Source organism: Pseudomonas wayambapalatensis, assembly GCF_049942315.1.
Lineage (GTDB): Bacteria > Pseudomonadota > Gammaproteobacteria > Pseudomonadales > Pseudomonadaceae > Aquipseudomonas > Aquipseudomonas wayambapalatensis.
This window is the reverse complement of record NZ_JBNFMU010000164.1, coordinates 1-11,516: the sequence shown is the minus strand read 5'-3', so window position 1 is coordinate 11,516 and position 11,516 is coordinate 1. Positions and strand designations below refer to the sequence as shown.

The window sequence follows — 11,516 nt, the reverse complement described above, 5'->3', positions numbered from 1 at the left end:
ATCATTAAGGCGATACTGCTAACGAGCACGATGGCGCCTCCAATCCTGCTTTGCCAACGAGTGGCTGAAAGCTGTAACGCAAGTCAGATTGGCTAGGCATAAGCAATCCTTGTCCGCCGTCTGAGATACGAAATGCCCAGGCAGCGATGGCTGCCGGGGCATTTCTGTTAGATCAGGCGATCGGTTTGCGCCAGTCGTCGGAACCCTCGGTGCCCGCAGTCACGTGGGTCCAAGAGATCTTGCGGTATGACAGCGAGACCTCGATAAGCTGGGTGAAATCAGCGTTATCCTTGTCTTGTGCGTGAGGCAGCACCGTATTGATATCAACGATGGTTGCATCCTCCATCTTGGTCGTGAAGAAGTGTTCCTGCTTGCCCTCTACCGAGGTGCGGTACCAGTTGACTTCGACGGTGGGCAGCATTTCACCGCTGGCCAAGGCTTGATACATCAACGGCGTGGCCTTGTTCAGCGAACTGGTGAAGATGAACGGTTTGTGTACCCGTTGTCCGGCGGGCTGACCGCTTTGCGGATCCGTAGGTACGGTCACTTGGTGCTTGATTTCCTGTACCAGAATCTCGTCTTCGTGACCTTCGACGAAGACATTGCCCACCGAGTCGGAGGTGAAGGCGCCCGCAGTAATGTTGCCTTGGGTCTGGCCTTCGATCTTGATGTAAGCGGGTGTTGGCATGGCAGTTTCTCCTGCGTCCATGTGGATTGAGCACGCGCACACACGGTGGCGTGGCCATCGGAAACGATGGGCTTGTCAACGAAGCCATTGCCTCGTCAATTCGTTGAGTTCCGTTACGCCGGATGTCGGCGGGTTACTGCTGCAAAATGCCGTTGAGCGATGCCAGCACCTCTGTGGTAATGAGGTGCAGGCGGTAGCTGTAGGTGCTGTAGGCCACAGCCATGGCCGCGGCGGAAATTGCCAGTGGGCTCCACCATGGCCATTGCCGGTTCATGCGGAAGTTGCGTGGAGCCACGTTGGTGTAGGGATCGCAGACATGTACCGGTGTTGGTCCACGTAGTTCACGGATGATCCCGTGGAGCTTGTGGATCAAAGCGTTCAAGGACTCATCGCCTTTCGGTGCGATGGCGTACTTGCCCTTCAGGCCCAGGCACAGCGCGAAGTACATGAACTCCAGTACGGCTTGATAACGCTTGGGTTCTTGCATCAGGCGCGCGAGCACCGTGAAGAGTTTTTCTCCACCCCAGGTTTCGTCATGAAAGATGCTGAGCAGCGGCTCTTGGCTCCAGCAACTGGTCTTACCCCAGGGCCTGTCCATGACCGCTTCGTCGATATAGAGGCACAGCCCGTACGAGTAGGCGAGCAACTGAGGATGCTCGTAACCGTGCTGGCGCATCTCTTCCCGGATGTTGTCGATCTGGTTGCGCACCTGTTGATGCACATCCTTGATGTTGGGCAATGAATCCAGTGTGCGCAGGCGCATCACCAGGCCGAACAGGGGGGCGGCGGCATCCAGCATGGGATTGGCATAGCCGCCCCGCAGTTGGAAGTCAGGGTCGGCGAAGTAACCTTGAAAAGCAGGTTGTGCCTGCGCATTCGTGGCGATGTTGTCGGAGGATCTTTTGGCGTCCCTACCTGCGTTGGCTAACGCGTCGAAGAGGCCCCTGTTGCCATCCTGGCTGTCGTGAACACCATCTCTCATCTCATTCACTCCTGATTGCCCAGAACTGAATTTCAAGCCCTGGGAACTCGCCTGCGACATGAATGCCGAAGCCACTGGACGTCTTCATGCCAGCCCAGGCTGGGCCTCGACGGTCCAGTTCGAAGTAGGTGAAACCTGCGTGGAATGGCAAGTCCCTAGGCGCCACGGGCAGCGGCACCAATGGAATACCTGGCAGTTGCAGCGGCACAGCTTCATTCAACGATTCCAGCGAGACGACTTTTGCCTTCTGCACGAACATCTGGCGCAACGTGTGCGGTGGCAGATTGGCACGTACCGCCAGGATGAAGTCGGCTTGGTCGATCAGGCGACGGTCTTCCAGGGTGGTCGTCATCACGCCGTACTCCAACGTTTGCAATGGCAGCGAGACGGCGCGGGGTTGCAGCACAGTGCTCAGTGCCCGGCGCAATGTGTCCTCCAGCGGCTTGAACGAGGTGCGCAATGCGGTGTGGTGATAGGCGGGGTAGTCCTGTGGTAGCCGGGTTTCGTCGGTGAAGGTGACGAACTCGCCACAGGCCTGGCTCATGTGCAGATACAGCTGCTCGGGGTGGGTCTGGCCTTGCCTGGTCAGGTGCTGGAAGCACGGCCACCAGCGGTTCATCGCCTGCAGCAGGTTGAAGTCGCGGATGTCGGCGATGCCCGACTGCCCAGAAGCGCCGATGCGGGCGGCCAGGTTGCGTGCGCGTTCGCGCAGCGTATTGGTGATCTCTTCCAGAAAGCGCTGCAGTGCCGGTATGGCGCGTACCGAAACGCTGGTGGGGTAGAACCCTTCGTCCAGTTGCAGGCTGCCATCGGGGCGCCGCTCTAGAATCCGGGTCACCGCCAAGCGGGTATAGGCGCTGCTGTCGTCGGCTTTGCGCTTGAGTTGCAAGTTGGGTACTGCCAGGTCGACCTGTACCAGGTCACCGTCTGCGCTGTGGGTGTCCTTGATTTCCTCGGCTTGAGCGCAGTATCGGAAATTGGCGGGATTGTCGGGCCAGCTCACCTCTCGGCCACCTTCGGTGCGCAGTGGCAGGCACAGGTAGATCTCGCTGTCTTTCGCCCCGTCGTCCTCGATTTCCAATGGTGGCGGGGGCGGCAGGTCGGCGGGTATATCGAACACTGTGCCGTCCGGCATGATGCCCCGCGCACGGGTGATAGCGATCTTGCCCAGGCTCAGGTACTCGTCGTTCAACTGCAGTTCGCTGAAACCATAGAACGCCGCATTGAGGCTGCCCAGGCGTTGGTGCAGGGCTGCTTCGCTGGCCCGGGCCGCCTGTTGAAAATGCTGCGGTTTGACGAACAGGCCTTCAGGCCACAGTACGGGGTTGCGTGAACTCATGAGCGCTCCGTGTCAGCGTGAGTAGGTGAGGTAGTCTGGCGTGGCATCAGTCTTCCTCCTTGAGCTGGACCTGCGTGTCGTTGAGCAACACCGACAGGATGATCTGGTGGCCGCGAGGGGGAATGCGCAGCACTTGACTCCAGGTGGCGTTTTCCTGGTTGCGGTAGTCGGCGATCACCGCGATGAAGCGGGTTTCGGGATCGATGGGCGCGAAGGGAATGAACTTGAACTGGCCCGGTCGCAGCAGGTAGTCGTCATCGCGGATGTAGGTGCTGCGCAACGCCTTGGGCGGGTCCTTGTCCAGCAGTTCGTAAACGCTGTTGCGCAGTAGCGAGTCGTCACGCAGTTGCAGGATCTTGATCGCCATGGGCGTAGCGACAGGCTCGGCGGCCACGGTCGTGGTGTGGGGTAAGGTCAGGACCACGGCCGGGTCGTCGTAGCTGCCAGGAGTGCTTTCTTCCATGGGCGATCGCAGCAGGTCGTCGTCCTCGTCCACTGGCATCGTGACTGGCGAAATGGCGGGGAACTGTTGCTGGAGATATTCGAGCAAGGTCCCGACTTTCTCGGTCAAGGCGTACGGGTCACCAGCGCTCAAACTGACGGCGTAGGGGCTCGCTTCCAGGGCGCCAGGCTGCTCGACGGATACTTCGACGCTGTGAGCGTTGCCGTTGAGCGTCGGGCTGGCGTTGATGCTGAACGCGACTTGGGTCGGGTGTTCCTTGGGCGGTCCGACGGGCACCGAGGGGTCCACGATGATCTGGCCGATCTTGCTCAGAGAAGTGCAGCCGCAGAGCCCGAACAGCGCCGTCAGCAGAGCGGCTGCGAATGGGTAACGGATCATGGGCGTTCTCCTGCAATCAGGCTTTCCAGGGGAGGCTGCTGCGCAGGTCCTGTCTCAGTATCCAGCGCCGCCAAGGGATCGCTGCCAACCCCTGGTTCGAAGACCGAGCAGATTTCAACGACGGCCTCGCGGGTGGCACAAGCCGATTGCCAGGTCTGGGCGGGTATATCGATTAGCCATAGATCAAAGGTTCTCTGGTCAAGGCTGAACAGGTCTTCCAGCGAGCGCACATCCGCTTGTGAAAGCTGAATCTGCAGCCGGTAAGCGCCGATGCGCAGTTGGTCACCTTCGAGCAGGCGTCGGGCGGTGAGCGCCCCCACGCAGTCGAGACTGTCGTTCAGGTAAGTGCGCTGGCAGTGATCGATGACACAGAAGCTGCCTTCGATCCAGCGAATCTCGCAGTGGACCGGCGCAACGTTCCCCTCACGATCATTGATCCGCCAGGTAGCCCCTGCGCTGCCGATGGTGCCACCGATGCGATCGAACTGATGTCGTGCCGTGACGTCGTGCTGCAACTGTTCAAGGTTGGTGATGCTCAAGGTCAAGGTGCTCATGAGCGCCCCCGAAACCGCACAACCGGGGTGATCTGGCCGTGGCGGTCATCGACGAAACTGGTCCAGCCCAGGTAGGCGCCTTGGCTGGCGTGCAGGCAAAAGGGCGATAGGGCGTTCTGCTTGAGACGCAGCTCCAGGTCGTAGGCCAGGCCGTCGCGCAGCAGGAAGTCGATCAGTGCACGCAGGCGATTGAAGTTGATGCCGCTAGGCAACAGGTTGCGCAACTGATTCTGGTCGAGCTCACTGATCACGATGGTGAACTTGCTGCTGCGGGTTCGCGTGCGGCTGCCGACCATGAACGAACTGCCCAACTGGCCATTGCTGCGGCCTAGGCTTACCAGTTGCTGGGTCGTGGTGGGGACCAAGCGGGTTTCGAACTCGCGGATCTGCACCTGCTTGAGATCGAAGCAGTGGGCGATGATGCCGGCGACTGTGCCGGGCGCACGGCTGCGGCTGGCGATGACGCCGGCGAAGCTGAGCAGCCGACTCCAGGGCAGTGCTGTGTCGCCGCGCAGCTGTTTATCATTCAACCCGAGCAGGGCAAAGATGTACTGCGAGAAGCCGTCGGTAGCACCCGGCTGGAAACGAATGTAGTAGCGGTACTTGCGCCAGATGCGGTGTAACAGGCTGAGCAGGTAATGATTGAAGAAGTCGAAGAAGGCCGGGCGCACACCGATACCCTGCGCATGCTCATACGCCACCTGCTCCAGGTAGTAGGACGGCAAGGGGGAGTCCGTACCATGCAGGCCCATGAATGTGGTGCAGACGCGGTAGCGGTCTTGCGCCGCAGGCATGCGCTCGGCTTTGTATACGTCCGAAACAGGAAAGGTCAGCCGCGGGTCGCAGGCAAGCCGCACGCGCAGACGTGTGGCTTTGTCTGGCCAACGCGGTTCCAGATCATCACCGTGCAAGCCGTGCAGGCGCTCCAGCAACTGGAAGAAGTTGTACTGGTGTGCCTCGGCGAGCAACGTGTCGGCTAGATCAGCGGTTGCTTGCCGGTCTGGATTGGCCATGTGTAGTGCTCGGTATTGGTGATGTTGATCACTTCCAGTTGATGGAAGGAATTGATGCTGGCGTAGAGGGCGAAGAAGTGTGCGAGCACGCAACCGAACAGGTAGAGGTCGCCCTCGCAGAGGAACGCCGCCTGATCCAGCTTCAGTCGTGTGCGCAGGCCACGAACGGGCTGTCCCTTGATCAGCCAGTCCAATGGCTCTGTTTGAACATCCCTGATGCCATCGAGGCGTTTGCGGGTGGTGCGTGTCTGCTGGATATCGTGCAGCGCCGCGAAGTCGTAGGCGCGAATGACCGCCTTGAGCGGTTCAGCCGAAAGCAATGACAGGTAGTTCAGTGACATGTTGGAGATCAGGGCCCACTGCAACTGGCCGTCCAACACCGGTCGATACGGGCGGGTTGGGGCACAGATGTTGCTGTAGCTGGCAAGCGGTGGCGTCACCTCGGAGATCACGTTGATGTCATCGATCGCCAGTGCCAGCGGTAGGTCGCGATTGGTACAAGTCAGGTCGATGGACGCGGTTTCCAGCTCACCGATGTAGGCGTTGGCGTCCGCGCGCACAAAGGCAATGCGGTGCGTGACCCCATCACCGCGCAGGGACTCTTCGAGCGTGTAGCGGTAGTACAGCGCCTTGCGCCCTTGAACATGCTCGATCTCATGAGCGAACGATTCGAAAGGGCGGAAGGTCCGCAGGTGTTCGCCGGCACTACCGTCGGTTGTCGTGCGGGTGCTGATTACCTGGTCGACACTGAAGATCTCATAGGCATGCCGCGCGTTCCCCCTGGGAGTGAGCTCGACCTGGGCAGCCTCATTGGACAGGTCGATTGGCTCGGCGCTGTGTGCGAACAAATTCACCGCAGGGGTACAGCACAGGCTGAAGTCTGCTTCTGCGACACGCAGTGAGTCAGGTAACTGGCGGGAGAAGTGAAATTCAAGGCCCACTTGCTGCGCAGCTTGATCAGGCCAGATCTTCTCCAGCCCCGTTAACGTGAAGAAATGGAAGCGCTCAGGGAAAACGAAGTATTCCTGGAGGATTCGGTAGCCGTCGAAGACGTTCTGCGGGTAGGGCAGTAAAGCCTCGTCTGGCCTGAAGCCTGGGAAAGCGAGGCTACTGGCGGATAGTCGACGAACTTCACCATTGATCATCACACTGACATGTTTGAGGTACTGAGCGATCCAGAGATACAGGGTGCGGGCGGTCTGGGTGTCACCGCTCAGGTGAAAGTCCAGGCTGTGGCAGCTCATCGTATTCAACGGCCGCTCTGCCAAGGTTCGCAGGTCGAGCCGAACCACCGAGCTGTCGAGTGTCTGGGTAGCGTGTACCTTTTCGATCGCGAACGGGTGGATGTCCACCTCGGTGCAGGTGCGAAATTCGCAGGGCACCCCATCCACAGGTTTGGAAAACAACCGCGAGCCCCTCGGGATACGCTGGGATTGACTGAGTGCCTGCTTGCGTGGCGTGAACTGGATGATCGTGGCGCTCGGCAGCGGCCGCAGGTAGTTGGGCCACAGCAGTTGCAGCATGGGGTGCGTCAGCTCAGGGAGGTCGTCTTCCAGTTTGAGCCGCAGCTTGGCGGTGAGGAAAGCGAAAGCCTCCATCAAGCGCTCGACATCCGGGTCGCTGCCACCCTTGCCGAGCAATCGTGCAAGTTGTGGGTTGTCTTCGGCGAAGTCGTTCCCCAGCTCATGGAGGTAACGCAACTCTTCGCTGAATCTGTCCTTGAGCGACATGCGTCACCTCACTCGGGTGTGGCGGTTATGGCCGTTGACCAGCAGCTCCAGTTGCAACTGCTCCGTGTGGTTGTTGACCTGCACGTGGCAGTCCAACCTGAAATGCAGCTCCAGCGGCGCGTGGCAATCGGGCACTGCCTTGAGCGAACGCACATGCACGCGGGGCTCGAAGCGCAGGATGGTGCGGCGGATGTCCGCGCTCACTTGCTGCAATAGGTCGCCACTGCTTGCGTCGTGTCCATTGAAGTCACGCAAGCCCAGCTCGGGGCTGCTCTGCGAGCAACCCTGGCGAGCGTTGAGCAAGGTTTCGAGGTGACGCTTGATGGCGGCGAACTTTTGGCTGGCGTTTTCTTGCCGGGACGGCTCCCGGCAGACGGACTGATCCACCGTCAAGCGATCGAAAAATCCACTCATTGCGTATCGAGCCGTCCAACCAGGGAGATTTCGAAGTTCGCGCCCATGTACTTGAAGTGCGGGCGTACGGCGAGCGACACCTGGTACCAGCCTGGATCGCCGGCAACGTCCGATACCTCGACTCTAGCGGCACGCAATGGCCGGCGGCTGCGCACATCGGCAGAGGGGTTTTCCTGGTCTGCGACGTATTGCTTGATCCATTTGTTGAGCTCGGACTCAAGGTCACGGCGCTCCTTCCAGCTGCCGATCTGTTCGCGCTGCAGCACCTTGATGTAGTGGGCCAGGCGGTTGACGATGAACAGGTAGGGCAGTTGGGTGCCGAGCTTGTAGTTGGTCTGCGCTTGCAGCCCTTCCGGGGTCTTGGGGAAGTTTTTCGGTTTTTGTACCGAGTTGGCGGAGAAGAACGCGGCGTTGTCACTGTCCTTGCGCATGGTCAGAGCGATGAAACCCTCTTCGGCCAGCTCGAACTCCTTGCGGTCGGAAATCAGCACTTCGGTCGGGATCTTGGCCTGCAGCTGGCCGAGGGACTCGTACAGGTGCACCGGCAGGTCCTCGACGGCGCCACCGGACTGCGGACCGATGATGTTCGGGCACCAACGGTAGCGGGCAAAGCTGTCGTTGATGCAACTGGCCAGCAGGAAGGCAGAGTTACCCCACAGGTAGTTGTCGTGTTTTCCGTCGATGTCCTCGTAGTAGTGATAGCTCTGGACGGGATTTTCTTGGGGGTGATAGGCCGAGCGCAGCATGAACCGCGGGCCGGTCAAGGCCGCGTGCCGGGAGTCCTCACTTTCACGGAATGCACGCCACTTGGCATGACGTGGGCCGGCGAAAATGTCCTTGATCTCTTTCAGGTTGGGCAGCTCTTCGAAGCTGCTCAGATTGAAGAACTCGGGGGACGGCGCGGCGAGGAAAGGGGCGTGAGACATCGCACCGACGGAGGCCATGTAACTCAGCAGTTTGATATCGGGGGAAGAGGGGCCGAAGTTGTAGTTGCCCACCATGGCTGCAACCGGCTCGCCGCCAAACTGACCGTAGCCTGCCGTGTAAACGTGTTTGTACATTCCACTGCAGGTGATATCGGCAGCATTCTCGAAATCATCGAGCAAGTCTTCCTTGCTGACATGCAGGACTTCAAGCTTGATGTTTTCGCGGAAGTCAGTGCGATCGACCAGAAGTTTGAGGCTGCGCCACGAGGATTCGAGCTGCTGGAACTCAGGCTGGTGCAGGATCGCATCCATCTGTTTGCTGAGCACCCGATCCACTTCGGCGATCATCTGATCGACGCGGTGTTTGTTGATTAATTGATCTGGGTCATCACTTTTAAGTATTTCGGCGATAAAGGCCGAGACGCCCTGCCTGGCGACCTGATAACCCTCTTGTGCAGGCACCAATTTGGTTTCTGCCATGATCTGGTCGAGCAAGCTGGCTGTGCCCAATGTGTCGACAGTTGTTTCAACGGCCACGGTAGTGCTGTTTTGCTTAGGCATGGGACGCTCCGCTGTCTCAGTCTTCTTTTGGCGCTTCGAGCACCAGGTCCAGTTCTTCGGCGAGTTGCTTTCGGGCGTGCTCGTTGCTCAACAGATGCTGCAGTTGCTTGCGAAACGCAGGCACATTGCCCAACGGCCCTTTGAGGGCAACCAAGGCTTCGCGCAGCTCCAGCAGCTTGTTCAGTTCCGGTACCTGACGGGCGATCCGGTCTGGCCCGAAGTCGTTGATCGACCGGAATTGCAACTGCACGGCAAGCTCTGTGCCTGGAGCCGCGTTGAGCATGGAGGGCACGGACATGCCCAGGCTTACGTCCGCGTCATTCAGTACGTTGTTGAATGTGTGTTTATCGATGCGCATGACAGGACGATCTTCCAGCGCACGGTTGTCATTCAGGCCGAAATCGCCCATGACCAGCATCTTGTGGGGAAGCTCTATTTCGGCTTGTTCATCTCCAGTGGCCGGAACATATTTGATGTTTATGCGTTCCTTGGGCGCGACTGAGCCAATATTCTTAGCCATAAAATCTATCCTTGGTCTGTAGGAAGTTTCCGTGATGCGTGAGCTTTGCAAGCTTACTTGTAGGAAAGTTCTCTAAGGTTGGGGCGGTTTTTCACTTTGATAGTTAGCGGTAACTTCATCATTAAAAACCTTGCATTGAGTGGTGTTAATTGGTCGAGCGGGAATTTGTAACTAAATATTTGTTTGTTGTTTTTCTCGCTTATGGCCTACGCTTTCGCCAGTTTTAAGATGCGACTGGAATTAAGCGATGCGCAGGTCTGGTCTCGGGTAAGTGCAGATTTAGAACAGGAAGTTATTGTCAGTGATTGTGCGCAATACATACGGCGTAGGGATTTCTCTGCTACTCAGTTGTATGCCGATGCCTGCATACGCTGATCGAGATTGCCCAAGGATCGTGTCCAATCTTGAGCGCCTGGCATGTTTCGACAAGTCCGCAGGAACACCGGCTCGCGTTGAGCCGCTGAGGTGGTCCGCGCCGGAGCAGGACTCACCCACCGTGCGCCGCGTGTTGGCTCATGAAGCGAGTCGGCCGCCAGAGGACCTGACGTTTCGCCTCAGCACTGAAGGGGAGGGGTTGCTGATTTCCGCACCCGCCATCGCATCGGCAGCGCCGTCCCCATACTTGGTCATCAGCTGTGTGCAGAACATCTCCAGGTTGCAGTTGGTCGTTGGACGCCCGCTCGATGTAGGCCGGGTGACGGTGCAGTTGCTGGGCGAACGCCGCAATACCAACGCGACACCATGGCAGGTAATGGAAAACGGTCAGGTCCTCGACGCTGGTCGAGGTTTGCCGGGGATCGAGCAGATCAAGCAACTGATCGGCGCCCACCGCATTCACGTCCAGAGCGACAACCCGGCCATCGATGGCTTGATCTTTGATGCCCAGGGGCTTGACCCACTCATCGATGAGGCGCGCAAGACATGTCGCTGGTAGCACAGGTTTCGGCTGAAGAAATCGCCCGGCTGCTTGCGCCGATCGACCCACAGGCACCGGCTGGCCTGTTCGATGTGGAAGATGAGACATACCAGGCCATTGACCAGGAGATGGTCAAGCTGGGAGGGTTGCAGGAGACCTCGATCGACTGGACCTACATCGAAGAGGCTTCCCGGCAGTACTTGGCCCAGCAGTGCAAGCATTTGCGAATCGTTACCCACCTGAGCGCGGCATGGGTGCGCGCCGATTGCTGGCAGCGCTGGGGATTTACCTTGGAGCTGTTGGCGGGTGTGGTTGAACGCTATTGGGAAACCGCTCATCCAAAGCCGGGCCCCAAGGGCTATCTGGGCAAGCGCAAGCTGGTCACCATCGTGGTCACCCGCTTGATCGAGGCGCTGCCGCGACTAGACCGCTTCACCTACAACGCCTCTCATGCCGCCCTGGCTGAGGACGGCTTGAAGCGTCTGCAACAGCAACAGGATGCCGCACAGTTGGATTCCGCGGCACTGGGCGAGCTCGAGCACGTGTTGGGCAAACACCTGGAACTTGCCAGCGGCGCTGGCGAGTCTTCGCCTACGGCTGCTGCACCCAACATCAAACCTGAATCTCTGGCGCAAGTCATTGCCAAGCCAACGCCACGCGTGTCGCTGGGCAACGAGCGAGAAACGCGGCGTGCCGTACTGAGCATGGCCGAGCTCATCAATCAGCAGGACCCCTACGACCCTACCGGCTACCAGCTACGCCGCTTCGGCCTGTGGGCACATATTCAGGCCGCGCCGCAGACCAGGCAGGACAATCGAACGGAGCTGATGGCGGTTCCGCAGGATATTGCCGGTGACTATGAAGAGGCCATCGCGGGCACGACGGTTGATGCGGCATTGCTGCAGCGGATCGAGAAAAGTGTGACGGCTTGCCCTTACTGGATTCGCGGCAGTTTCCTCGGGGCGGACGACGCAAACCGGTTGGAGGTGGGTAGAATGGCCGAGGACACTCGCGACGCCACCGCAAGATTTG

The 11,516-nt window shown here is 59.2% G+C and carries 12 protein-coding genes; 2 read left to right on the top strand and 10 right to left on the bottom strand.

From position 1 onward, the window contains the following. Positions 1-172: 172 nt before the first annotated feature. From ACPZMI_RS10835 to tssB, 10 genes are all read right to left on the bottom strand, one after another. On the bottom strand, positions 173-688 hold the full coding sequence (locus tag ACPZMI_RS10835) for an Hcp family type VI secretion system effector (RefSeq protein ID WP_186669712.1): 516 nt from the start codon (positions 686-688) through the stop codon (positions 173-175). Positions 689-821: 133 nt separating this feature from the next. Then, positions 822-1,670 carry a type IVB secretion system protein IcmH/DotU gene (icmH, locus tag ACPZMI_RS10830; RefSeq protein WP_186722080.1) on the bottom strand — a complete coding sequence of 283 codons (849 nt, stop codon included), beginning with the start codon at positions 1,668-1,670 and terminating at the stop codon, positions 822-824. A gap of 1 nt (position 1,671) precedes the next feature. Beyond that, the gene (gene tssK, locus ACPZMI_RS10825) at positions 1,672-3,009 is read right to left on the bottom strand and encodes a type VI secretion system baseplate subunit TssK (RefSeq protein WP_186669710.1); all 1,338 of its coding nucleotides are present in this window, start codon (positions 3,007-3,009) and stop codon (positions 1,672-1,674) included. Between the two features lie 46 nt (positions 3,010-3,055). After that, the gene (gene tssJ, locus ACPZMI_RS10820) at positions 3,056-3,850 is read right to left on the bottom strand and encodes a type VI secretion system lipoprotein TssJ (protein ID WP_426352208.1); all 795 of its coding nucleotides are present in this window, start codon (positions 3,848-3,850) and stop codon (positions 3,056-3,058) included. Continuing rightward, positions 3,847-4,404, bottom strand: a complete 558-nt coding sequence (locus tag ACPZMI_RS10815; protein WP_426352207.1) for an FHA domain-containing protein — start codon at positions 4,402-4,404, stop codon at positions 3,847-3,849. Before ACPZMI_RS10815 ends, tssJ begins: the two co-directional genes overlap by 4 nt. Further along, positions 4,401-5,417, bottom strand: coding sequence for a type VI secretion system baseplate subunit TssG (gene tssG, locus ACPZMI_RS10810; RefSeq protein ID WP_186669706.1), 1,017 nt, complete (start codon positions 5,415-5,417; stop codon positions 4,401-4,403). Before tssG ends, ACPZMI_RS10815 begins: the two co-directional genes overlap by 4 nt. After that, complete coding sequence (gene tssF / locus ACPZMI_RS10805) at positions 5,381-7,147, bottom strand: type VI secretion system baseplate subunit TssF (RefSeq protein ID WP_426352206.1); 1,767 nt, start codon at positions 7,145-7,147, stop codon at positions 5,381-5,383. The genes tssG and tssF overlap by 37 nt, the downstream gene beginning before the upstream one ends. Positions 7,148-7,150: 3 nt before the next feature. After that, positions 7,151-7,561, bottom strand: coding sequence for a type VI secretion system baseplate subunit TssE (gene tssE / locus ACPZMI_RS10800; RefSeq protein WP_186669704.1), 411 nt, complete (start codon positions 7,559-7,561; stop codon positions 7,151-7,153). Beyond that, positions 7,558-9,048 carry a type VI secretion system contractile sheath large subunit gene (tssC, locus tag ACPZMI_RS10795; protein ID WP_186669703.1) on the bottom strand — a complete coding sequence of 497 codons (1,491 nt, stop codon included), beginning with the start codon at positions 9,046-9,048 and terminating at the stop codon, positions 7,558-7,560. The genes tssE and tssC overlap by 4 nt, the downstream gene beginning before the upstream one ends. 16 nt (positions 9,049-9,064) lie before the next feature. After that, positions 9,065-9,568, bottom strand: a complete 504-nt coding sequence (gene tssB / locus ACPZMI_RS10790) for a type VI secretion system contractile sheath small subunit (protein WP_186710589.1) — start codon at positions 9,566-9,568, stop codon at positions 9,065-9,067. A gap of 352 nt (positions 9,569-9,920) precedes the next feature. On the opposite strand from tssB, the gene vasI reads away from it, so the two are divergent. Together vasI and tssA are read left to right on the top strand one after the other, a co-directional pair. Then, positions 9,921-10,502 carry a type VI secretion system-associated protein VasI gene (vasI, locus tag ACPZMI_RS10785; protein WP_426352209.1) on the top strand — a complete coding sequence of 194 codons (582 nt, stop codon included), beginning with the start codon at positions 9,921-9,923 and terminating at the stop codon, positions 10,500-10,502. Then, positions 10,490-11,516: type VI secretion system protein TssA (tssA, locus tag ACPZMI_RS10780; RefSeq protein ID WP_426352205.1), on the top strand; the 1,027-nt coding region annotated here is incomplete at its 3' end. The genes vasI and tssA, both read left to right, overlap by 13 nt.